The organism is Nocardia sp. BMG111209 (genome assembly GCF_000381925.1).
Classification (GTDB): domain Bacteria; phylum Actinomycetota; class Actinomycetes; order Mycobacteriales; family Mycobacteriaceae; genus Nocardia.
The window spans coordinates 460,872-482,432 of sequence record NZ_KB907310.1 but is presented as its reverse complement, the minus strand read 5'-3'; the positions used below and the strand labels follow the sequence as shown (position 1 = coordinate 482,432).

Sequence of the window (21,561 nt, the reverse complement as noted above, 5' to 3'; positions counted from 1 at the left end):
GCAGTGGCGGCAGCTATTGCTGACCGGCCGTTCGGAGAACAAGGTGTACCGATGAGAGGAGATTGCTGTGAGCTCGACGACCAGTATCAAGCGGCGCCTGGCACGTACGGCGTTCGCCGGTTTCGTAGTTCTCGCGCCGGTCACGGCGCTGGCCGCCCCGGTGCTGGCAGTGCCCGTGAGCCAGGGTGACGAACAGTACATCGATGGCATGCGTCACGACGGCCCGCCGCCGGGTAGCTGTAGCGGTAGCGGCGGCAGCAACGGTGGCTGCTACTACAACGTCGTCGTGCCCCCGCCGGAATAAGCACACGACATCGAGCGCCCGGCCCATCGGTGATGGGCCGGGCGTTCCGCTTGTCGGGTCAGGGGAGATCGGGGAGCCAGTGCCCGTGGAATCCGGCCGGCACCCGGCGCGGCAGCCGCACCGACGCCACCTCGGTCATCCCGGTCGCGTCGAGAACCACCAGTTCGGCGCCATCCGGCCCGGTGACCAGGGACAACAGCCAGCCGTCGTCCTCACCGGCGCCCGGATCCGCGGCCGGGACGAAGACGGCCTCCCCCGCCCGGCCGCGCGCGGAATATCGGCCGACCGCGCCGCCGGCGAGATCGTATTTCACGATTTCGGTATCGGCGACAGCATAGATATAACGACCGGGCAAACCGGTCAGAGAATCGTTGATGGTAGGAAATTCCACCGACAGATCATCTAGTTGCCTCTCAATAACCGGAGTATCATCTGAACTGATTTCCCAGCGGTGCAGAACCGGACCTTTTTCCGAACTACCCGGCACCTCGAGTGCGCCCGGGACAGAATTTTCCGCGCCGAACCAGAATTGGTCGAACGATTCCCGTGAATATCGGACGGCGTCCACGACCACCACCCCGCCCGGACGCTCGTGCGCGTTGCCGACATGGAACACGTAGCACGGATCCACCTCGTGCCAGGTGACCGCGCCACCGGCCTTCGGCATCACACCCAGGCGGGCGCCGTAGCCGTCGTCCCAGCCGTAGGGCATCCCGCCGCGACCGGCCCGGGCCAGGTCGAACACCACCGGCAGGTCGAGCCACACCACATGGTTCTCGGTGATCGCGAAATCGTGCATCATCGTCGGCCCCGGCACGTCGACCACCCGGCTGTGCACCAGCTCACCGGCCGCCGAGAGCCGGTGATAGGTCAGATACGGCTCGGCGAAGCCGTACCCGAAGAAGTGCAACTCACCCGTGACGGGATCGGTCTTCGGATGCGCGGTCATCGCGGTGGCGAGGCGCCCGCCGAAGTCGCACACTCCGACCGTCCCCAGCTCCGCGTCCACCTCGTAGGGCAGCCCGTTCTCGACCAGCGCGTACCAGCGGCCGGCATGCCGGATCACATTGGTGTTGGCCGCATTCGCGGCGCGATCGACGGTGAGGTCGGAGCGCAGGAACGGCGCCCCCGAGGTGAATCTGCTGGTCCGCACCCACCGGTTGCGGTACCACTCGGCCCGCCCGCCGCGCAGCCGCACCCCGTGCAACATCCCGTCGCCGAGGAACCAGTGCCCGGGATCGGCGCCGACCGGCGGATTGGGCCCGTTGCGCACGTAGCGCCCGGTCAATTCGGGCGGGAGCGCCCCGGTGACCGGCAGGTCGAAGGCCTCGATCTCGTCCGGGACAGGTGCGAGATCACCCCGGAGATAGGTGGGCAGATCGTGAACGGTCATGAGAATCCAGTCAGACGTTCCACTATGACAGGTCGACTGTAGAACCTCCACAGAGACCTGTCAACAGTGGAATATTCGGATCGGATCACCAGCCGTCCGGTCGGTACCGAATCGGCCGACGGAACCCGCTGTAGCGCAACCGAATCCGAACCTAGTAACCTGGAAAGCACAGGTACCGGGGAGGATTCATGAAGAAGTTGATCCTGGCGACCCTGACGATCATCGTGCTCTGGTCCACGATCGATTACAGCCGCAGCGCGGGCCACCTCGGCATACCCATCCTGATCGGCGTGGTGGGGGCACTGCTGCTGGCCAATCTGGCGACGCAGTAGTCCGAACGCCTCCGCTCATCGGCATCGGCCGGCCGATTCCACTGCGTCCCAGCCGATCTCACGAGCGATGTCGCGATGCCGAACCATTTCGCCCGCGACCACAAGCGGCGGACGAGGTGGCTCGAACAGGCCGTGCGGCGGCATCCGCGGGACCGCCTCTGGCAGTTCGGAATCGCCTGGCCACGATGGGCGAAGTGCTATGGTCGGTCCATCCGGCCCGGTGAGTCGTACAGAAGGGGGCGAACATGCGGGTGGGTATCGCATTGGCCGCCGGAACAGCGGCACTGATGGTTGCGACGCTGACTGGATGTGGATCCTCGGATTCCGGCGACAGACCGGCCACCAGCGGTCAGAGTGTGTCAGCGACAAAGACGATGGCGCCTGAGGCGCCTACCGGCTTCGATCCGTGCCACGACATACCCGTATCGGTACTGGACTCCGAAGGCCTCGGGCATCAGTCTTCCGATGCGAACTCCGACGGCTCGGGTGGCGTGAAATGGCGCGGCTGCAGCTACTTCGAGGATGACGGCTACGGCGTCTCGATCCGGACCACGAACATCACGCTGCCGATGGTCCGAGCCAATACCGGCTTCAAGGTCTCGGAAGAGCTGAACATCGGGGGCCGTTCCGCCCTCATCTATCACGACACCGATCAGCCGGATCAGCGCGCGTTCTGCCTACTCAACGCCGAGATGAAAGGCGGCAGCCTCGAAATCTCGATCGACAACCCGGCAACCCGCAGAAGGTCCGGCACGCTGGCAAGTTGCGATATCGCCAAGGAACTGGCGGCCAAACTGGTGCCGGTGATGCCGGCCAATGCTTGATCGAAACCTCTCGATCGAACGTCCACTGGATATCTGCGAGGGAGCATCATGGGCGACGATGCGTCATCCGAACGACCTCTGGCTCAACTGATTACCGAAGCCCAAGCCGGACGGCTGAGCGTCGATCTCAGCGACGATGTGCGAGTCAACGCTGAGGAGTTCGCGTACATCGAACGGGATTGCGAGGCCTTCAAACACGAGATCCAGAAACTCCAGCGCATAGCGACCAACGTTTCCACCCAGAAGAAATGGGGTCTCGGCGAGGACCAAGCGCTGCTGACTTCCGCACAGGCAGTGGTGCACAGGTTCCGTACGAAAGCTGCTGCGGTCGATGCGGGCAAGGACTCGCCGAACAACGTCTACGACGTCCTGCAGCAGCATTATCAGATCATCGACGAACTTCAGCAGCTCCACCGTACGATCGCCCAGCGATATATCCAGGCCGACCAGGAGTTCGCTGCGAGGTACAACGAGTTGATGGCGGATATGCCCACCAGCCCGATCGGCGCGGAGGATCGCTGACCTCCGGGCTCGCTCACCACCGGTTGGTTCTGTATTCGGCTGTGTGACAGGTCGATCCCGATGGTTGCTGCTCGAGGAGCCCCGGCCTGCAAACCGGATGTGGTTGATCTGTGCCGACGTAGCTCGACCAGGAATCTCAGGGCCGGGCGGGCAGTCCGGCGGCCGTTCCCGCCGACACCATGCCCGCCTGTTGCTGGAGGAGATGGCCGACAACTCCGGCCTGCCCTACAAGAGCAGTAGGCTGACCCGGAGAGTGTCCGGTGGAAGGGGCGAATGCGTGTCCGATTCGAATTTGTTCAGTGTCTTCGGACGAATGGCGGCGTTGCCCGGTCACCGGGACGAGGTAATCGCGTTGATCAAGGAGTCGGCGCTCGCCGCAGGCAGCGACAGCGGATTGCTCACGTACACCATCAACACCGCCCTGGACGATCCGGACGCGCTGTGGGTGACCGAGCTGTGGATCGACCAGGAAGCACACGACACGGCCACCGGCTCCGAGGCGGTCGCAGAGGTGACCCAGCGCTTTCTCGATCTCCTGGCCGAGCAACCCGCAGGCTTCTACGGCCATGCTGTCCATGTTCAGGGCCGGGCATCCGACAGTTCACTCTGATACCGGACGTTCGTATCCACATCGGTTGCCCTGCAAGTCATCTCGGCACCGAGCGGTGACTCGATGCCGAGGAATCAGTAATCCTCCGCAGCGGCACGCAAGCGCTGTAGGGTCCGGTCGATCCACGATGTGAGAAGTGTGGTGATCTCGGCCGGCGTCGCGGGACGGACCGATACGTGGTCCCTGGTGCGTTGCTGCAGGTAGCGGCCGTCACCGATCAGATCCAGCCACTGTGCGGCATGGCGCGCCACGGAACCGGTGCGCAGCACGACACTCCCGCCACCCGCGGCCGGTCGGTCGAACCTGCGCCGGAAAAGGTCCGCACCCGCGTTCCGCGCGGGGTTCGCGAGAATCTCGGGCCGCAGATCGTCGACATGAAAAGTGTCCGGCTTCCCGCCTCCCGCCGGAAAGGCGGGCAGCAGGCGCGCCATCCGCACCGGCAATTGCTCCGGACGAAAAAGCCGGCAGCGAATCGTCCCCTCGACACCCCCGGCGACCGTCTGCGACAGCAGCACGGCGTGATACGCGGTGCGGGCGCCCAGCATTCGGTACTCCTGCTCCTCGTTGTTGCCCAACACCGTTGACGCACCGATGATTTCGATTCGGAGGTCGGCGGTCGCGAGCGTGTGGAACGCGAGCTGGATCAGTTCGGTCTCGTCGGCGTCGTACCGGCCTCGCACCGACTCCCGGTGCGCCGCCACCTCACCGTTGGTCCGGAACCGGCTGAGGTACCCCAGCGGAAACGGGAACCGATCGTCGGCATCGCTCACCCACAGTGCCGCGAAATCATCGGGCTCCCAAGCCCATTCGGACATCACTCGCTGCTCGGCTCCTCGCTCACCGGCGGCTCGTCGGGCTCGGCGCCGAGTACCCCGTCGAGCAACGTCCTCGGCTCCCGGCCGAGCAACTCGGCGGCATTGTCCTCGGTGCGCAGCCACTCCGGGAGCAGGCGAGTCCGTTCGTCCTCCTCCGAACGCGCCTTCCCGCCGGGCATCCCCATACCCGGCAACCCGGCGGCACTCCCCCCGCGTGCGACCGCGCCGCGCGGACCCGCGGCCGGCACACCACCGGCACCCGCGACGCTACGACCCGGACCGGCAACCACCGGACCGCCGCCCCCGGGACCAGCGGCACCCGGACCCGCGAACTCCGGGCCGGCCACCCCGGGACCGGCGAACCCGGGACCCGCCGTGCCGGGTCCCCCACCCGTCCACGTACCGGATCTCGGACCACCGGTACCGCTCACCGAGTCACCGGGAAGAACCGGCGGATCGATCCCGGCCGGTCGAGTCGACGGCAGATCCGATCCGGCACCCGCGAGATGATCTGCGGCAGCTTCGGTTCCGGTCGACGGAGCCGAAGGACCGGACGCCCCCGCACCTTCCGTTCCCGCCGTCGAATCCTGCGGCCGGTCAACGACTTCGGATCCCTGCGGCGCATCCGGCCGGACCACGTCCGCCCCCGGCGGAGCAACCGGCCCGGCACCGTGCCCGACCGGACCGGAACCGGGCTCCGGCATCGTGAACAGCGGAGCAGCCGGACTCACCGGCGTCGGCAACACCGGAATCTCCCCGTCGACCCGGCCGAACGGGGTCACGTAATTGGTCCCCATCACCCGCTGCGCCTCGTCGCGGGCATGGTCGATCTTCGATTTGGCATGGGATCCGGACAGCGGCCCGACCGTCCACCCCTGGTAATTCCATGCCGAGACGGTCGAAATCGGCTCCGGCAGTTTGGTCTTGGTGTCGTTGATCGACTCCACCGCCGCACCTACCCGATCGGCCAGCGCGTTCAGCGCCGGCGTCAGATCATGGGCCCTGGCAACATAATTACCGATCGCGTCCCGCGACGCCTGCGCGGCGGGCCCGTCCCAGGCCGACGCGCTGGAACGCAGAATCCGCGCCCCGAAATCCCGCACCGCATCACTCCAGCCGGTGGCGATCTTCCGATAGCTCTCCCCCGCGGTATGCGCATCCGTGGTGTCCAGCGGATGAAACGCACGGTAAATGTCCCAGTGCGACAGAGCCTTCGGATTCTCGCCGCCGTTGCCGATACTCGGCCGCTCGTTCTCGATCGACATATCCCACCCCGTCCGATCCGATCGGCCTCGTGGAGTGCACGACCACGAGCCCTCCCCTGACACATCCGGCCGCGCCGATTTTACAACAATCGAACCGGACGAAAGTGAGCCGCCCGGAATCGATCGACACTGGATCAACCGAGGTTGCGCCGACCGGCACGTGCGGCGAAAGCATCGAGCGCATCGAGTATTTCGCGCGCCTGCCACATCCGGTTCCGGCGCATACCGGTGAATTCGGTGAGCACACCGGCGGCGACGAGCGGGCCGAGCGCCCGGACCGCATTCGAGGCAGCGAGGTCCAGTTCCCGAGCGATCGTCTCGGCGTCGAGAACCGGCAGGCGCAGTGCGAGATCGGCGATCTGCCAGGCCGCGGCCTGCGGGCGGGCGTTCACGGTCTCGGCCCATTCCTGCCGGATCTCGGTAACCTCGGCAACGAGAAGCCTGGCGTTGGTCAGTGCCGCGAAGGTGGCTTCCGTCAGCCTGGTCACGATCGGGACGGGGTCGCCGTTCCGATAGGCGGTCAATGCGGCGAAATAGGTGGCGACATCGGTGAGCAGCCCGGCCGCGATCGGTACCGTCACGTTGCGGGTCAATTGCCGAGTACGCAGCATCGAATGGATCAGGGCTCGTCCGGTACGCCCATTGCCGTCGGTGAACGGGTGCACGGTCTCGAATTGTGCATGGGCCAGGGCAGCATGAACCAGGATCGGGATGTCGTCGCGTCTGGCGAAAGCCATCAGGTCGGCCATTGCGGCGGGTACCCGGTCGTGATGAGGTGGCACGAATTCGGCGCCGTGCGGGCCGAAGGTATCGCCACCGATCCAGACCTGCTGGGTTCGCCACTCACCGGCATCGGGTTCGTGTCCCGTCATCAGTGCGGCGTGCATGGCGAGGACGAGATCCTCGTCGAGGGTGCCGCTGCGATCTATCGCGGTCTGCATGGCGTGCACATTGCCGATGATCTCGACCGCGTTGCGCTGGTCGGTCGCACCGAGTTCGGCCAGGGCAATGGCTTTCGCACCGGAGGTGAGATTTTCGATACGCGAGGACGATGTCGATTCGGAGCGCAGCAGGATCGCACCGAACGGGGCCACCATCGCGCCCGCCTCGGCGTCGAAGCGAGCGATATCGATCGACGCCTCCTCGGCTGCCGCCAGCACAGCGCTCGGGAGAGCGACCCGCTGCGGCGCGATCAACGGCACCTTTGCCGCTTCGTAGGGTCCACGATGACGCTCCCGCACCCGCCGTGACACCAGATCTGCGGATATCGTCGGAACCCAGCGACGTTCCTCCCACTCGACCGTCGGCCACGAGTCAACTGATGACATGAACGGCCAGTGTACTCACTTATGGCAAAAGTGAGTATAAGAGAGTCTGTCACTAGCGCTTTCCGTCGATCCGGCGCGGCAACTGCCACGGGTTGGCCTCTTGCAGGGCCGGGGGCAGGAACTCGTCGGGGAAGTCCTGCCAGGCGACGGGGCGGAGGAAGCGTTCGATGGCGGCGGTGCCCATGGAGGTGGCGGTGGGGGCGGTGGTGGCCGGGTAGGGGCCGCCGTGCTGCTGGGCCCAGGACAGGGTGATGCCGGTGGGCCAGCCGTTCCAGATCAGGCGGCCCGCCAGCCTGGTCAGGGTGGGGAGCAGGGTGTGTACGGTGTCGGCCTCGTCGTGTTCGGCGTGCACGGTGGCGGTCAGGCCGGGGTCGTTGCCGTAGGACCGAACGCAATTCGTCGATGTCGCGGTATTCGATCACGATCGAGGACGGGCCGAAGCACTCGCGGCCCAGGGTCTCCGGCGCGAAATCGGCGGCGGCGACCTTCAGCAGGGTGGGGAGGTAGGTGTCGGCGCCCCATGCGGTGGCGGCCAGGACGGTGACGGCGGGGTGGTCGTCGAGGCGGGTCACGCCGGAGCGGAAGCCGTCGGCGATGCGGTCGTTCAGCATCCGTTGTGCCGGAACGGCTTTCACGGCGGCGATCAGGGCTTCGGTCAGGCCGTGGCCGACCGGGAGCAGCAGTAGGCCGGGCTTGGTGCAGAACTGGCCCGCACCGAGGGTGAACGAGCCGACGTAGCCGGTGGCGATCTCGGGGCCGCGGGCCGCGACCGCGCCGGGGGTCACCACCACCGGGTTCACGCTGCCCAGTTCGCCGTAGAACGGGATGGGGCGGGGACGGGCGTTGGCGATGTCGAACAGGGCGCGGCCGCCCGCCTCCGAACCGGTGAACGAGGCCGCCTCGATGCCGGGGTGGCGCAGGGCGGTGGCGCCGGCCTCGACACCGTAGATGTTCTCGAAGGTGCCCGCGGGTGCGCCGGCGCCGGTCAGCGCGGCGACGACGATGTCGCGGACCCGCGCGGACAGCCGGGGGTGGCCGGGATGCGCCTTCAGGACCACGGGGCAACCGGCCGCCAGCGCCGCGGCGGTGTCGTGGCCGGCGACGCTCAGGGTCAGCGGGAAATTGCTCGCCGCGAACACCAGGACCGGACCGATCGGCACCACCGTGCGGCGGATGTCCGGGCGCGGGCCCATCGGCCAGGCCGGATCGGCGTGATCGACTGTGGCACGCAGGAATTCGCCGTCGGTGAGCACCTCGGCGAACAGGCGCAGCTGGAAGACGGTGCGTACCATCTCGCCGCGCAGCCGGGGTTGTGCGGGCAGGTGGGTTTCCGTGGCGGCCAGTTCGACCAGTTCGCCGGCGGCCGCGTCCAGCGCGTCGGCGGCGGCGTGCAGCCAGGCGGCGCGCTGCGCGGGGGTGGTGCGGGCCAGGTCCTCGGCGGCCGCGACGGCGGCGGTGACGATTCGGTCGATCCCGGCGGGATCGGTGTCGGCGGGCAGTGTCACGTTCTCCTCCATCGGTCAGGCCCGGATCTCGTGCTGGGCGACGGTCCAGGCGCGTGCCCGATCGCTCAGGGTCACACCGAGTCCCGGCCGGGGGGACAGGTGCATGCGGCCGTCGCTGATCTCCAGTCGCTCCTCGAACAGCGGGTCGAACCATTCGAAGTGTTCCACCCAGGGCTCGAGCGGATACGCGGCGGCCAGGTGCACGTGCACCTCCATCACGAAATGCGGTGCGAGCTGCAGATTTTCGCGCGAGGCCAGGGACATGACCTCCAGGAAGCGGGTGATGCCGCCGACCCGCGGGGCATCCGGCTGCACGATATCCGTTCCGGCGCGGATCAATTCGGCGTGCTCGGCGACGCTGGTCAGCATCTCGCCGGTGGCGATCGGGGTATCGAAGGTGCGCGACAGGTGGGCGTGGCCCGCGAAATCGTAGGCGTCCAGAGGCTCCTCGATCCACACCAGGTTCAGCGGTTCGAAGGCCCGGCACATCCGCTGCGCGGTGGGCCGGTCCCACTGCTGGTTGGCGTCGACCATCAACGGCACGGCGTCGCCGATCTTCTCGCGCACCGCGGTGACGCGGGCGAGGTCGACGCGGTGGTCCGGATGTCCCACCTTGATCTTGATGCCCCCGAGGCCGCTCGCGACCGATTCGGCGGCCCGGTCCAGCACCTCCTCGATCGGCGCGTTCAGGAAACCGCCGGAGGTGTTGTAGGTGCGTACCGAATCACGATGCGCGCCCAGCAGTTTCGCCAGCGGCAGGCCCGCGCGTTTGGCCTTCAGATCCCACAGCGCGATATCGAAGGCGGCGACGGCCTGTACCGACAGGCCGCTGCGGCCCACCGAGGCGCCGGCCCACATCAGCTTGTCCCAGATCTTGGCGATATCGCTGGGATCCTCGCCGAGCAGTACCGGCGCGATCTCCTTCGCGTGCGCGAATTGGCCGGGGCCACCGGCACGTTTGGCGTAGCTCACGCCGATACCCTCGAGCCCGGCCGCGGTGCCGATCTCCGCGAACAGCACCGCGACCTCGGTCATCGGGCGCTGCCGGCCGGTGAGCACCTTGGCATCGCTGATGCCGGTGGGCAGCGGCAGCACCACCGAGGAGATCCGCACGCCGGTGATCCGGTCCAGTACCGGGGATGCGATGGTCATCCGAGATCCTCTCTCACGCAATGACTTTGACGAGTTCGGTCAGATCGGCGAGCTCGCCTGGGGTGAGGTCGGTCAGCGGCGGGCGGACCCGGCTCGACGGGCGGCCCACGGCGGTCAGCCCGGCCTTGATGATCGACACGGCATAGCCCGGCTTGCGGTCGCGGATGTCGAGGTAGGGCAGGACGAAGGTGCGCAGCGCCGCGTAGACCGCGTCGCGATCGTGTGCGCGCACCGCGTCGTAGAACCGCAGCGCGAACTCCGGCACGAAGTTGAAGATCGCCGACGAATAGGTGGTGACGCCCATCTCGGTGTACGGCAGCGCGAAGGTCTCCGCGGTCGGCAGCCCGCCGATGTAGGTGAACCGCGCCCCCATCCGCGCGTAGACCCGGGTCATGGTCTCGATGTTGCCGACGCCGTCCTTGTAGCCGATCAGGTTCGGGCAGCGGTCGGCCATCCGGGCCGCGGTGACATCGTCGATCTTCGCGTTGGCGCGGCTGTAGACGATGACCCCGAGCGAGGTCGCCCCGCACACCGCGGCGACATGTTCGAGCAGTCCGTCGGGACCGGCCTCGGTGAGGTACGGCGGCAGCAGCAGGATGCCGTCGGCGCCGGCGGCCTCGGCGTTGCGGGTCTGCTCGACCGCGACCGCGGTGCCGGCGGTGGCGGGGGCGATCACCGGCACCCGGCCGGCGGTCTCGGCGACCGCGGCCCGCACCACCGCATCGATCTCGGCGGTGGTCAGCGAGAAGCCCTCACCCGTACCGCCGGCGGCGAACAGGCCGGCCACGTCGAATCCGGCCAGCCAGCCGATGTGCTCCCGATACGCGGCCTCGTCGAAACGCAGGTCGGCGTCGAAATGCGTGACCGGGAACGACAACAGGCCGCGGCCCAGTGCCGGGCCCAGGTCCGCGGCGGATATCTGTGACACGGGTATTCCTTTCTGACACTCGGATTCCGGGACGGCGCACCGCTCAGGAGTCCGGCCACGTCTCCAGCAGATCGATGACGCGCCGCAGGGCCGGATTGGCCGGGTGGCGGCGCCAGACGGCATACAGTTCCGCGTGCTCGCGCACACCGCCGAGCGGGCGGTACCGGACCCCGTCCGGATGCAGCCGCCCGGCCGTCTCCGGAACCAGCGCGAGGCCACGACCGGCCGACACCAGGGCCAGCATGGTGTGCACCTGGGTGAGCCGGTCGGCGGTGTCGTAGGAGATTCCGGCCAGCGCCCGCGTCGTCAACTCGGCGAAATAGCGTGCGGGACCGGGCGCGTACACCAGCAGCCGCTCACCCTCCAGCTCCCGGATCGGCAGCGGTCCGGAGCCGGCCAGCCGGTGCGACTGCGGCACGGCGAGCACCAGCGGTTCGCGGTGCACCAGCCGCCCGTCGAATTCGACCCGGTCGAACGGTGGCCGGGCCAGCGCCAGATCCAGTCTGCCGCTTGCCAGTTCGCCGAACTGCTCGGCGCTGACGTGTTCGCCGAGGGTGAGTTCCACCTCGGGCAGCGCCCGGCTGATCTGGTTGAGGAAACCGCCCAGGAAGCCGAAGCCCGCGGTGGCGGTGAAACCGATGCGGACCGTCCCGGTATGGCCCGCGGCCACCAGCCGCGCGGTACCGGGTGCGGCCTCCGCCAGCGCCAGCAGCCGCCGCGCCTCGGCGAGGAACGCCTCACCGGCCGGGGTCAGTGCCACCTGACGCTGGGCACGGTCCAGCAGCAGGACGCCGATATCGCGTTCCAGCTTCTGGATCTGGCGGCTCAGCGGCGGCTGGGTCATCTGCAGGCGTTCGGCGGCGCGCCGGAAGTTGCCCTCCTCGGCGACCACGACGAAACCACGCACCTGTTCCAGGGACAACAGGGAGGACAGTTTGCCGTGGTCGGTCACGACGCCAGGCTAGAGCCATCCACTGATACCGGTCCAACATCAATTGGGCATCAGCCGATTCCGAACGGGTATCACATGACGGTTCATAAATGTGAATACTTTCCAGCAAGAGATCACTGCCGGAAAGGACCGCTATGCAGAGCCGGGATCGACGGGTCGCCGACGACACCATCGCCCGCGCAGAGGAGAGCGCGACCGGGGTGAAGTCGGCCCGCCGCACGATCGCCCTGCTCGAGGTCTTCGCGGCACACCGGTCCTGGCTGTCACTGGCCGAGATGCACGAGGCCACCGGATTTCCCCGGTCCAGCCTGCACGGACTGCTGCGCACCCTGCACGACGCCGGGTGGATCGAGGCCGACGAGGCCGGCACCCGGTTCCGGCTCGGCGTGCGCGCGCTGATCTGCGGCACCGCCTATCTGGACCGCGATCCCGCACTCCCCTACGTGATCGAGATGCTGGAACGGCTGCGCGAGGAGACCGGATTCACCGTCCACTACGCCCGGCTGGCCGGCGCCGACGTGGTGTATCTGGAGACCCGTGAATCGCATCGGTCCGGGCATCTGATCTCCCGGGTCGGCCGGACCCTGCCCGCGCACGCGACCGCGCTGGGCAAGGCGCTGCTCGCGGAGCTGGCCGACGCCGAACTGGCCGAACTGCTGCCGCCGCGGTTCGAGGCGCTGACCGGCGCCACCGTCACCGACCGCGACACGCTGTACGGCGAACTGGGTGTGGTGCGCGAACGCGGCTACGCGACCGAGCGCGGCGAGGGCACCGCCGAGGTGGCCTGCGCGGCCGCGGCGGTGCCGTACCGGATCCCGGCGACCGACGCGGTCAGCTGTTCGATGCCGGCGGACCGGGTCTCCGAGAGCGAGCAGCACCGCATCGGAGCCGTGCTGCACACCGCCGCCGCGGATCTCGCCAGGCAGCTGCGGCGCGCCGGAATCCGTTGAGCCACAAGTTTTCTCATCAATCGACGGTCCGGCGCGAGGGCCGGGCCACAGCGAGGAGTGTCCCATGTCGAACGAACGCGTGCTCGTCACCGGCGCGGCCGGAATCGTCGGGCGGCTGATGCGGCCGCGGCTGGCCCGCCCGGACCGGGTGCTGCGGCTGCTGGACGTTCAGCCGATCGAACCGGCCGCACCGGGTGAGCAGGTGGAGATCGTCACCGGATCGATCACCGACCCGGCCGCGATGGCCGCCGCCTGCCACGAGGTCGACGCCCTGATCCACCTCGGCGGGATCAGCCGGGAGGGTAGCTGGGCCGACATCCTCGACGTCAACATCGACGGCACGCACACCGTCCTCGAGGCCGCCCGGGCGGCGGGGGTGCCGCGGGTGGTGCTGGCCTCCAGCAATCACGCGGTGGGTTTCCGCCGGGTGGGCGAGGCCGGGCCGGACGGGTTGCCGGCCGATTCCAGCCCGCGCCCGGACACCTACTACGGCGTGAGCAAGGCCGTGGTCGAGGCGCTGGGCAGCCTGTACCACTCGCGCTTCGGCATGGACGTGACCTGCCTGCGGATCGGCACCTGTTTCGAACGACCGGCCGATGTGCGCGGCCTGTCCACCTGGCTGTCGCCCGACGACTGCGCCCGGCTGCTGGAGGCCGCGCTCGCGGTGGCGGAGCCCGGTTACCGGGTGTTGTGGGGCGTTTCGGCCAATACCCGGGGGATCGTGTCGCTGCGGGCGGGCGAGGCGATCGGCTATCACAGCCGGGACGACGCCGAGCGCTTCGCCGGCGAGGTGAGCGGCACGCTGCCGGAGTACCTGGGCGGCGGCTTCTGCGAAATCGAACTGGGCCGGGCCGACCCGCTCTGACCCCCGCCGACATCGGCGGCCGGACGGTTCGAGCGCTCGGGGTGTTCACATATATGAACGCATTACCCGATACCGAATGAGTATCAGGGAAGTTATTGCCTTCACCATTTGGGCATGTGACCCTGAGCACACCGTTTCGGCTCTAAGGAAAGCAAGACCCATGCAGCAGTCGGCAACGACGCCCGCGCGGCAACGGCGGATCAGCGTCTCCTATCTGTACTTCTTCGGAGCGTTGGGAGGCATCCTCTTCGGCTACGACCTCGGTGTCATCTCCGGTGTTCTGTTGTTCATCAAACCGCTGTGGCACCTCGACTCGTTCGCGCAGGGCGTGGTCGGCGGTTCGCTGGCGGCGGGCGCGGTGTTCGGCGCCCTGTTCGCCGGCCGGCTGGCCGACCGATACGGCCGCCGGCCCACCATCATGGTGGCCGCGGTGGTCTTCACCGTCGCCGTGCTGGGTTGCGCGTTCGCACCCGGCTACGCGGCGATGGTGGTCGCCCGGTTCGTCACCGGTATCGCGGTCGGCATCTCGTCGGCCACCGTGCCCACCTACCTGTCCGAACTCGCACCCACCCGGGTGCGCGGCGCACTGTCCACGCTCAATCAGCTGATGATCGTGTCCGGCATCCTGATCGCCTACATCGTCGACTGGGCACTGTCCGACGCGGGCAACTGGCGGTTGATGTTCGGCCTGGCCGCCGTCCCGGCCGTCATCCTGTTCGCCGGCCTGTTCAGCCTGCCCGAGACCCCGCGCTGGCTGCTGAAGGCCGGTCGCGAGGCGGAGGCCCGCGCGGTGCTCGAACAGACCCACCGGACCGCGGATATCGACGCCGAGGTCACCGGCATCCGCGAGGTCATCCAGCTCGACACCGAACAGCGCGGCCGGCTGCGCGACCTCACCACCAGATGGGCCCGGCCCGCCCTGGTGGTGGCGCTGATCCTCGCCATCGGGCAGCAGTTCTCCGGCACCAATGCGGTGAACCTGTACGCGCCGACCATGTTCAAGCAGCTCGGCCTGGCCACGAGCAGTTCGCTGCTCGCCTCGATCATCATGGGCACGGTGAAGCTGATCTTCACCGCCTGGGTGTTCCTGATGGTCGACCGCTGGGGCCGCAAACCACTGCTGCTGCTCGGGAACGTGATCATGGCGCTGTCGCTGCTCACGCTCGGCGTGGCCGTGCTGACCATGGGCAAGGGCACCGGTACCGGCCTCGTCACCCTCATCGTGCTGAATCTGTACTGGGTCGGCTACGAACTGGGCTGGGGTGCGGTGGTCTGGGTGATGATCGCCGAGATCTTCCCGCTGAAGATCCGCGGCATCGGCACCGGTACGGCCAGCACGGTGCTGTGGGCGGCGACCTTCGCCATCACCTTCCTGTTCCCGGTGATGAACGACCACCTCGGCCTGAGCTGGTCGGCGTGGATCTTCGCGGCGGTCAGCGTGGTGCTGTTCGTGCTGGTGCGGCGCTTCGTCCCGGAGACCAAGGGCCGCAGCCTCGAGGAGATCGAACTGGATCTGCGGGCCCGCGCCGGGCAGCACGTCGGATAGCGAGGACGGACGAGATGACGGTCGTGGCCTATGTGTCGAATGCCGACAGTGGTGACCTCTCGGTGCTGCGGCTCGGCGCCGACGGCACGCTCGAACCGGTGCAGACACAACCCGCCGGCGACACGGTGATGCCGCTGGCGGTCGGGCCCGGCCGTCGTCACCTGTACGCCTCGCTGCGGTCGCGGCCGTGGTCGGTCGCCTGCTTCGCGATCGACGCCGGCACCGGCGCATTGACCCCGATCGCGACGGTGCCGCTCCCGGACAACACGGCCTACCTGGCCACCGATCGGACCGGACGCTATCTGCTCGGCGCCTCCTACACCGGCAACATCGTCTCGGTGAACGCGATCGGTGCGGACGGCATCGTCGTGGCCGAGCCGATCGCGGTATCGGCGACACCGCCGCACGCACATTCGATCGTCGCCGCGCCGGACAACCGCCACCTGTTCGCACCGGTACTGGGCGGGGACGCGGTGCTCCAGTTCCGGTTCGATCCGGCCACCGGACTGCTCGCGCCGAACCACCCGGCGTCCGTGTCCACGAAGGCCGGGGCCGGGCCCCGGCACCTGGTGTTCCATCCCGGCGGCCGGTTCGCCTACGTCGCGAACGAACTCGACGGCACGGTCGGCAGCTACCAATTCGATTCCGGCACCGGGCAACTCGTCCCGAGGGACGCGATCTCGGTACTGCCCGAAGGGGTTTCGCAGCCGTGGACGGCCGAGCTGAAGCTCACCCCGGACGGCCGGTTGCTGTACGTCTCCGACCGGCGGGCCGGCACGCTCGCCGGATTCCGGGTGGATGCGGCCACCGGCGCGCCGGAACCGCTGGGGCACACCGTGACCGAGGCCTGCCCACGCGGGTTCGCCATCGATCCCGCCGGCCGGTTCCTGCTCGCGGCGGGGCAGCAGTCGGACGCGCTGACCGTGTACGCGATCGACCCGGAATCCGGTGCGCTGCACCCACTCGGCCGGTATCCGGTCGGCCGCAACCCGAACTGGGTGGAGATCGTCGAACTCCCCTCGGATCCGGCGACGGATCGGCGCCGGGGTTCCGGTCGCTGATCACCGGCTCGGCATCGCCCGCGTCGGATCGTCCGCTCCGGCCCCCCGGCCCGCGGTCCCCGTCGAAACGACGCGGTCCGGGAAACCCTCCCGCCGACTCGGCCACCGCCGCGTCGGCGGGAGGCGGGTGGGTGCCGATAGCGTGTGGATGGTCCACCGGAACCCGAGTGGACCACGGCACTCGACTCAGGAGGCGACATGTCCGATCGGGAGGTGCGGCTGGCCGCAGGCCCGGCCCGGCTGACAGTGGATCAGGACACCGGCCGGATCGCCGAGTTCCGGCTCGGCGAGACCGGACTGCTGCACACCGGACCACGATTCGGCAGCTTCCCGATGGCGCCGTGGTGCGGCCGGATGCGCGACGGCGTCCTGCACTGGGCGGGCGCCGACCACCAACTGCCCCGCACCGCCGAACCGCACGCCATCCACGGCACCGTCCGGGACAAGCCCTGGCAGGTGGTCCTGTCCACCGACGCGGAAGTCGTACTCGCCCAGGATCTCGCCGAGCCCTGGCCGTTCCCCGGCCGGGTGACCCAGTCGATCACCCTCGGTCCGGACACCGCCGAATTCACCATGACCGTCGAGGCGTTCGCGGACCCGTTCCCGGCCCAGGTCGGCTGGCATCCGTGGTTCAACCGCCGGCTGACCGCCGACGGGCCGGGCGTCGAGATCGACTTCGCCCCGGGCTGGCAGGAGGAGCGCGGCGACGACTATCTGCCCGACGGCACTCGGATCGCCGCACGGCCCGGTCCGTGGGACGACTGCTTCGGGATGCCCGGCGGCGTGGAGGTCACGCTGACCTGGCCCGGCGCCGTCGAACTGGTCGTCTCGAGCCCCCTGGAATGGGTCGTCGTCTACGACCAGCCCGCGGACACCGTGTGCGTCGAGCCGGAGTCCGGCCCGCCGAACGGGCTGAACACCGCACCCCTGGAGGTCCGGCCGGACCGGCCCCTGATCGGCGAGATGATCTGGCGGTGGCGGACTCTCGACTGACAGCCGCTACTCGCCGGCGGCGCGGCGGATCTCGGCCTCGAGGGCGCGCTCCCGGATGGCCCGGGCGGCGGCCGCGTTGTAGGGATCCAGGTGGTCGAACGCCGGATCCTCGTCGTCGACGTCCAGGACGACGGCCCGGCGTTGCAGGTCACGGGCGGCCTCGCGGTCCAGAGCCGGTCGCTCCGAACCGGTTACGGCCGCGGGCTCCACCACGTCGGGCCGCTCGGCCTCGCGGCCCTTGCCCAGCCGCGCGGCGCGACGGCGGCGGATGTCCGCCTCCAGGCGCACCTGCCGGCGTAGATAACCGAGGTAGACCACGAGCAGCAGCAGCGACAGCACGCAGCCCGACCACAGCGTCGGCGCGGCCACCGCGGCGAATCCGCCGAACAGCAGAGCGCTGAGCACCAGGGCGATCGCGGTGCGCTGCCGGAAGCGATAGCGCGCGGCGCGGGCGATGGCGTCCGCCTCCGGGTCGTAGCCGCCGCGACCGCGCCGGGTGGGGACGAAATCCGCACCGCCGGAATCACGCTCGGCGACGAGGTCGTCGAGGCGAGCCGGCGGTCTGGCGAGGGTACCGATGGCCTGCGGCGCATGGTCCCGTCCGGGCCGATCGACGTCCTCGGTGACGGGGTTGACGGGCTCATCGGCCGGCGTCGTCATCCGATCCTCCGCATCATCGCCGTGGGGGAGCTTTCTCTGCGCCCGGGTCGGCACCCGCTTCGTGCCGCCGCGATGCAGGACCCGGGTGGCCAGTGCGACGTCGGTCGTGCGCCGGATACGCGGATGGCGGCCGGCCAACATGGGAAACAGCACGAAGACCCAGAGCACGACCAATCCGATCCACAAGATCGAATTCGGCATCGCGCTCCCACCTCCGTCCCGACCGACCGTTGTCCCTGCGACGGCAGCTGCACTGTGGCAGCGAACGCGCACCACCGACGTGGGTAGGCTAGATCGCCCCTGGTGGAATACCCCGCAGGCGCGCGGTAACTTTTTGCCACCGCTTCGGCGCGCCGGATTCCCGGCAGCCGCCCGGCGACCTGGAAACGCCGTTCCGCCTGCGCTTTCCCGGCGATGCGCGCGATTCGGACGTTCAGGGCAGCGTGATCCGTCCGGCACGGGCCAGCCGCTCCACGAACGGGCCCTCGACCTCCTCGAGGGTGAGCGCCACGAGCAGATGGTCCCGCCAGTCGCCGTCGACATCGAGATAGCGCCGCAACAGGCCCTCCTCGCGGAAGCCCACATTGCGCAGTACCGACTGGCTGCGATGGTTCTCCGGCCGCACCGTCGCCTCCACCCGGTGCAGGCCGACCGGGCCGAAGCAGTGGTCCAGTCCCAGCGCCAGCGCCGCCGTCGCGACGCCGTGGCCGCCGACCTCCTGGGCCACCCAGTAGCCGATCCAGGCCGACCGCAGCGCGCCGCGCACGATGTTGCCGATGGTCAGCTGACCGCTGAAGGCGCCGTCCACCTCGATCACCAGCGGGATCATCGCGCCGTGCCGCGCTTCGGCTTTCAGGCTCGACCACAGCGACGGCCAGTTGGAGGGATGGTTACGCGCCTCCCAGGTACCGCGGCCGGTCGGCTCCCACGGCTCCAGATGGTGCCGGTCCCGGATCCGGATGCGCGCCCACGCCGCCGCGTCCCGCAGCCGGATCGGCCGCAGGGTGACCATCTGCCCGGAGGAGACGCGCACCGGGCCGAGATGAGCGGGCCAGCCCGGATGCGCAGCGGCCCGGAATACGTTCATGTCCACCGATCACCCGCGCTGGGCGAGAAAAGCGACCCGGACCTCGTCACCGGTGCGAACCTCGGTGATCTCCGGATCGACGACGATCAAACTGTTGGCCTCGGCCAGAGTCGACAGTAGATGCGCCGACCCGTTCACACCGAGTGGTTGGACGAGATATTCCGCGGTCTGCTCGTCGCGCATGAGCTGAGCGCGCAGATAGCCACGCCGGCCCTCCACGGAGGTGATCGGCATGATGGTGCGCGCCCGCACGATCCGGCGCATCGGATGCCGGCGGCCGAGCGCGATGCGGATCAACGGCCGCACCATCACCTCGAAGACCACCAGCGCCCCGACCGGATTGGACGGCAGCAGGAAGGTGGGCACCTCGTCGCGGCCCAACCGACCGAAACCCTGCACCGAACCGGGATGCATGGCGACCCGGGCGATTTCGAGCTCGCCGAGCCCGGTCAGGGCCCCCCGGATCTGGTCCGACGCCCAGCCGCCGACCCCGCCCGCGATGACCACCACTTCCGAGCGGACCAATTGGCCCTCGACCACATCGCGCAGTCGTTCCGGATCGGCGCTGACGATGCCGACCCGGTTCACGTCCGCACCCGCGTCCCGCGCGGCCGCGGCCAGCGCGTACGAATTCACGTCGTACACCTGGCCGGGACCGGGGGTGCGATCGATATCGATCAGCTCCTCGCCGATCGAGATCACCGACAACCGCGGCCGCGGATGCACCAGCACCTTGTCGCGGCCCACCGCGGCCAGCAGGCCCACCTGGGCGGCGCCGATGATCGTGCCGGCCCGCACGGCCACATCGCCGGGCTGTACGTCGTCGCCGGCGCGGCGGACGTAGTCGCCGGTCTGTACCGCCTCGTACACCGCGATGCGCGCCCGGCCGGCATCGGTGTACTCCACCGGCAGCACCGCGTCGGCCAGCGTCGGCAGCGGCGCGCCGGTGTCGACCCGCACGGTCTGCCTCGGCTGCAGGCGAATCGGCTGCCGTGACCCCGCGGCCACCTCGCCGACCACCGGCAGCGTGATCTCCACCGGATTGCCGTCGTCGTCCAGCACGTCGGCGCCGGCTCCGGAGACGTCGACGCTGCGCACGGCGTACCCGTCGATCGCCGCCTGGTCGAATCCGGGCAGCGGACGTTCGGTGACGACGTCCTCGGCGCACAGCAGACCCTGGGCCTCGGAGATCGCGACCCGCACCGGCCGCGGGGCGACGGCCGCCGCGGTCACCTTGATCTGCTGATCCTCCACCGAGCGCATGCAGCCCTTCCTGTTGTTCAGTGTCCTACCCACCGATCAGACCGCGCCCGGCCGTTGCTACGACGTGGTCAGCTGCGGATTCCAGTCGGGAGCGAGCCGCCGGGTGAGCCACTCGCGCAGGGCGGGACCGTATTCGTCTCGCTCCAAGGCGAAATCGACCGCTGCACGAAGATAACCGCCCGGGTTGCCCAGGTCGTGTCGCGACCCACGGTGGACCACCACATGGACCGGATGACCGTCCGCGATCAACAGCCCGATGGCATCGGTGAGCTGCAGTTCCCCGCCGGCGCCCGGTTCGATCCGGCGCAGCGCGTCGAACACCGCGCGGTCGAGCAGATAGCGGCCCGCCGCGGCATAGGTCGACGGCGCGTCCGCCAGCGCCGGCTTCTCGACCATGCCGTTGACCCGCAACACATTCGGATCCGCGCCCCCGTCCACCGGCGCGACGTCGAAGACGCCGTAGGCGCTCACCTCGTCCTTGGGTACGTCGATGGCGCACAGCACGGTGCCGCCGTGTTCGCGGCGCACCCGGCCCATCTCCTCCAGCACCCCGCACGGCAGCACCAGATCGTCGGGCAGCAGCACCGCGATCGCGTCCTCGTCCGGATCGAGCACCGACTCGGCCTGCGCCACGGCATGTCCCAGCCCGAGCGGCTCCTCCTGCACGACCGCACTCACGTTCAGCAGGCCCGGCGCCTTGCGCACCTTCTCCAGCAGATGGAACTTACCGCGCTCGGCGAGGGTGCTCTCCAGCACCAGATCCTCGACGAAATGCGCCACCACGCCGTCCTTCCCGGGCGAGGTGACGATCACCAGCCGGTCGGCGCCGGATTCGGCGGCCTCGGCGGCGACCAGTTCGATGCCGGGCGTGTCGACCACCGGCAACAGCTCCTTGGGCACGGTCTTGGTCGCCGGCAGGAACCGGGTCCCGAGACCGGCCGCGGGCACCACGGCGGTCCGGAAACCGGACCGTCCGGACTGTGTTCCATCCGCCCTGGAACCAGCTGTCATGAGGCACACCCTATCTATCGATGTCGTCGGCCGAGCCGGTGTCGCATCCGGCTCCGCACCGCTGCAAGAGTATGCGGCGAGCACATCGACGGCGCGGCGAACGAGAGGCAACCGGTCGTTGCCTCGACTGGAGCGATGCCCGTTTCGCGCGGTCCGGAAACCTGGCAAACATCGCCCGCACCCCGTACTCGGCAC

At 68.9% G+C, this 21,561-nt stretch carries 22 protein-coding genes; 10 read left to right on the top strand and 12 right to left on the bottom strand.

What is annotated here, in order from left to right:
- Positions 1–67 precede the first annotated feature (67 nt).
- Complete coding sequence (locus G361_RS0140225; RefSeq protein WP_019932822.1) at positions 68–304, top strand: hypothetical protein; 237 nt, start codon at positions 68–70, stop codon at positions 302–304.
- Between the two features lie 58 nt (positions 305–362).
- Here the strand turns inward: G361_RS0140225 and G361_RS0140220 are convergent, their stop codons facing one another.
- Positions 363–1,697, bottom strand: a complete 1,335-nt coding sequence (locus tag G361_RS0140220) for a carotenoid oxygenase family protein (protein WP_019932821.1) — start codon at positions 1,695–1,697, stop codon at positions 363–365.
- A 188-nt stretch (positions 1,698–1,885) separates the two neighbouring features.
- On the opposite strand from G361_RS0140220, the gene G361_RS50030 reads away from it, so the two are divergent.
- The 4 genes from G361_RS50030 (at position 1,886) to G361_RS47605 (ending at position 3,985) form a co-directional block, all read left to right on the top strand.
- Positions 1,886–2,029 carry a hypothetical protein gene (locus G361_RS50030; protein WP_019932820.1) on the top strand — a complete coding sequence of 48 codons (144 nt, stop codon included), beginning with the start codon at positions 1,886–1,888 and terminating at the stop codon, positions 2,027–2,029.
- Positions 2,030–2,274: 245 nt separating this feature from the next.
- Positions 2,275–2,853 carry a DUF3558 domain-containing protein gene (locus tag G361_RS47930; protein WP_026344095.1) on the top strand — a complete coding sequence of 193 codons (579 nt, stop codon included), beginning with the start codon at positions 2,275–2,277 and terminating at the stop codon, positions 2,851–2,853.
- A gap of 48 nt (positions 2,854–2,901) precedes the next feature.
- Positions 2,902–3,375, top strand: coding sequence for a hypothetical protein (locus G361_RS0140205; protein WP_019932818.1), 474 nt, complete (start codon positions 2,902–2,904; stop codon positions 3,373–3,375).
- A 202-nt stretch (positions 3,376–3,577) separates the two neighbouring features.
- Complete coding sequence (locus tag G361_RS47605; protein WP_231387249.1) at positions 3,578–3,985, top strand: putative quinol monooxygenase; 408 nt, start codon at positions 3,578–3,580, stop codon at positions 3,983–3,985.
- Between the two features lie 74 nt (positions 3,986–4,059).
- On the opposite strand, the gene G361_RS0140195 is transcribed toward G361_RS47605, so the two are convergent.
- The 7 genes from G361_RS0140195 to G361_RS0140165 form a co-directional block, all read right to left on the bottom strand.
- Positions 4,060–4,800, bottom strand: a complete 741-nt coding sequence (locus G361_RS0140195) for an ESX secretion-associated protein EspG (RefSeq protein ID WP_019932816.1) — start codon at positions 4,798–4,800, stop codon at positions 4,060–4,062.
- Positions 4,800–6,065, bottom strand: a complete 1,266-nt coding sequence (locus G361_RS0140190) for a hypothetical protein (protein ID WP_019932815.1) — start codon at positions 6,063–6,065, stop codon at positions 4,800–4,802. Before G361_RS0140190 ends, G361_RS0140195 begins: the two co-directional genes overlap by 1 nt.
- 134 nt (positions 6,066–6,199) lie before the next feature.
- Positions 6,200–7,267, bottom strand: coding sequence for a Fic family protein (locus tag G361_RS0140185; protein WP_019932814.1), 1,068 nt, complete (start codon positions 7,265–7,267; stop codon positions 6,200–6,202).
- Complete coding sequence (locus tag G361_RS46345; protein ID WP_369798052.1) at positions 7,258–8,898, bottom strand: aldehyde dehydrogenase family protein; 1,641 nt, start codon at positions 8,896–8,898, stop codon at positions 7,258–7,260. Before G361_RS46345 ends, G361_RS0140185 begins: the two co-directional genes overlap by 10 nt.
- Before the next feature lie 15 nt (positions 8,899–8,913).
- Positions 8,914–10,050, bottom strand: a complete 1,137-nt coding sequence (locus G361_RS0140175) for an L-talarate/galactarate dehydratase (RefSeq protein ID WP_019932813.1) — start codon at positions 10,048–10,050, stop codon at positions 8,914–8,916.
- A 13-nt stretch (positions 10,051–10,063) separates the two neighbouring features.
- The gene (gene kdgD / locus G361_RS0140170; protein WP_019932812.1) at positions 10,064–10,978 is read right to left on the bottom strand and encodes a 5-dehydro-4-deoxyglucarate dehydratase; all 915 of its coding nucleotides are present in this window, start codon (positions 10,976–10,978) and stop codon (positions 10,064–10,066) included.
- 43 nt (positions 10,979–11,021) lie between these two features.
- The gene (locus G361_RS0140165; RefSeq protein ID WP_019932811.1) at positions 11,022–11,930 is read right to left on the bottom strand and encodes a LysR substrate-binding domain-containing protein; all 909 of its coding nucleotides are present in this window, start codon (positions 11,928–11,930) and stop codon (positions 11,022–11,024) included.
- Positions 11,931–12,064: 134 nt separating this feature from the next.
- On the opposite strand from G361_RS0140165, the gene G361_RS0140160 reads away from it, so the two are divergent.
- The 5 genes from G361_RS0140160 (at position 12,065) to G361_RS0140140 (ending at position 17,345) form a co-directional block, all read left to right on the top strand.
- On the top strand, positions 12,065–12,880 hold the full coding sequence (locus G361_RS0140160) for an IclR family transcriptional regulator (RefSeq protein ID WP_019932810.1): 816 nt from the start codon (positions 12,065–12,067) through the stop codon (positions 12,878–12,880).
- A 64-nt stretch (positions 12,881–12,944) separates the two neighbouring features.
- A complete protein-coding gene (locus tag G361_RS0140155; RefSeq protein WP_019932809.1) occupies positions 12,945–13,745 on the top strand; it encodes an NAD(P)-dependent oxidoreductase in 801 nt (266 codons plus the stop codon).
- A gap of 160 nt (positions 13,746–13,905) precedes the next feature.
- The gene (locus G361_RS0140150) at positions 13,906–15,291 is read left to right on the top strand and encodes a sugar porter family MFS transporter (protein WP_019932808.1); all 1,386 of its coding nucleotides are present in this window, start codon (positions 13,906–13,908) and stop codon (positions 15,289–15,291) included.
- A gap of 14 nt (positions 15,292–15,305) precedes the next feature.
- The gene (locus G361_RS0140145; protein WP_019932807.1) at positions 15,306–16,352 is read left to right on the top strand and encodes a beta-propeller fold lactonase family protein; all 1,047 of its coding nucleotides are present in this window, start codon (positions 15,306–15,308) and stop codon (positions 16,350–16,352) included.
- A 198-nt stretch (positions 16,353–16,550) separates the two neighbouring features.
- Positions 16,551–17,345: a hypothetical protein gene (locus G361_RS0140140; RefSeq protein ID WP_019932806.1), complete on the top strand. Its 795-nt coding sequence runs from the start codon at positions 16,551–16,553 to the stop codon at positions 17,343–17,345.
- A 6-nt stretch (positions 17,346–17,351) separates the two neighbouring features.
- On the opposite strand, the gene glpR is transcribed toward G361_RS0140140, so the two are convergent.
- The 4 genes from glpR to G361_RS0140120 all read right to left on the bottom strand — a co-directional run bounded on the left by glpR (position 17,352) and on the right by G361_RS0140120 (position 21,366).
- On the bottom strand, positions 17,352–18,206 hold the full coding sequence (glpR, locus tag G361_RS0140135; protein WP_019932805.1) for a gephyrin-like molybdotransferase receptor GlpR: 855 nt from the start codon (positions 18,204–18,206) through the stop codon (positions 17,352–17,354).
- 232 nt (positions 18,207–18,438) lie between these two features.
- The gene (locus G361_RS0140130; RefSeq protein ID WP_019932804.1) at positions 18,439–19,092 is read right to left on the bottom strand and encodes a GNAT family N-acetyltransferase; all 654 of its coding nucleotides are present in this window, start codon (positions 19,090–19,092) and stop codon (positions 18,439–18,441) included.
- A 9-nt stretch (positions 19,093–19,101) separates the two neighbouring features.
- The gene (gene glp / locus G361_RS0140125) at positions 19,102–20,355 is read right to left on the bottom strand and encodes a gephyrin-like molybdotransferase Glp (protein ID WP_019932803.1); all 1,254 of its coding nucleotides are present in this window, start codon (positions 20,353–20,355) and stop codon (positions 19,102–19,104) included.
- A 57-nt stretch (positions 20,356–20,412) separates the two neighbouring features.
- Complete coding sequence (locus G361_RS0140120; RefSeq protein WP_026344092.1) at positions 20,413–21,366, bottom strand: UTP--glucose-1-phosphate uridylyltransferase; 954 nt, start codon at positions 21,364–21,366, stop codon at positions 20,413–20,415.
- Positions 21,367–21,561: the final 195 nt, after the last annotated feature.

What these genes read in the sequence shown, in the direction of transcription:
- G361_RS0140220 (WP_019932821.1), bottom strand. Translation starts at nt 1,697, where the DNA reads ATGACCGTTCACGATCTGCCCACCTATCTCCGGGGTGATCTCGCACCT.
- G361_RS50030 (WP_019932820.1), top strand. Translation starts at nt 1,886, where the DNA reads ATGAAGAAGTTGATCCTGGCGACCCTGACGATCATCGTGCTCTGGTCC.
- G361_RS47930 (WP_026344095.1), top strand. Translation starts at nt 2,275, where the DNA reads ATGCGGGTGGGTATCGCATTGGCCGCCGGAACAGCGGCACTGATGGTT.
- G361_RS0140205 (WP_019932818.1), top strand. Translation starts at nt 2,902, where the DNA reads ATGGGCGACGATGCGTCATCCGAACGACCTCTGGCTCAACTGATTACC.
- G361_RS47605 (WP_231387249.1), top strand. Translation starts at nt 3,578, where the DNA reads ATGGCCGACAACTCCGGCCTGCCCTACAAGAGCAGTAGGCTGACCCGG.
- G361_RS0140195 (WP_019932816.1), bottom strand. Translation starts at nt 4,800, where the DNA reads ATGTCCGAATGGGCTTGGGAGCCCGATGATTTCGCGGCACTGTGGGTG.
- G361_RS0140190 (WP_019932815.1), bottom strand. Translation starts at nt 6,065, where the DNA reads ATGTCGATCGAGAACGAGCGGCCGAGTATCGGCAACGGCGGCGAGAAT.
- G361_RS0140175 (WP_019932813.1), bottom strand. Translation starts at nt 10,050, where the DNA reads ATGACCATCGCATCCCCGGTACTGGACCGGATCACCGGCGTGCGGATC.
- G361_RS0140160 (WP_019932810.1), top strand. Translation starts at nt 12,065, where the DNA reads ATGCAGAGCCGGGATCGACGGGTCGCCGACGACACCATCGCCCGCGCA.
- G361_RS0140155 (WP_019932809.1), top strand. Translation starts at nt 12,945, where the DNA reads ATGTCGAACGAACGCGTGCTCGTCACCGGCGCGGCCGGAATCGTCGGG.
- G361_RS0140150 (WP_019932808.1), top strand. Translation starts at nt 13,906, where the DNA reads ATGCAGCAGTCGGCAACGACGCCCGCGCGGCAACGGCGGATCAGCGTC.
- G361_RS0140145 (WP_019932807.1), top strand. Translation starts at nt 15,306, where the DNA reads ATGACGGTCGTGGCCTATGTGTCGAATGCCGACAGTGGTGACCTCTCG.
- G361_RS0140140 (WP_019932806.1), top strand. Translation starts at nt 16,551, where the DNA reads ATGTCCGATCGGGAGGTGCGGCTGGCCGCAGGCCCGGCCCGGCTGACA.
- glpR (WP_019932805.1), bottom strand. Translation starts at nt 18,206, where the DNA reads ATGCCGAATTCGATCTTGTGGATCGGATTGGTCGTGCTCTGGGTCTTC.
- G361_RS0140130 (WP_019932804.1), bottom strand. Translation starts at nt 19,092, where the DNA reads ATGAACGTATTCCGGGCCGCTGCGCATCCGGGCTGGCCCGCTCATCTC.
- glp (WP_019932803.1), bottom strand. Translation starts at nt 20,355, where the DNA reads ATGCGCTCGGTGGAGGATCAGCAGATCAAGGTGACCGCGGCGGCCGTC.
- G361_RS0140120 (WP_026344092.1), bottom strand. Translation starts at nt 21,366, where the DNA reads ATGACAGCTGGTTCCAGGGCGGATGGAACACAGTCCGGACGGTCCGGT.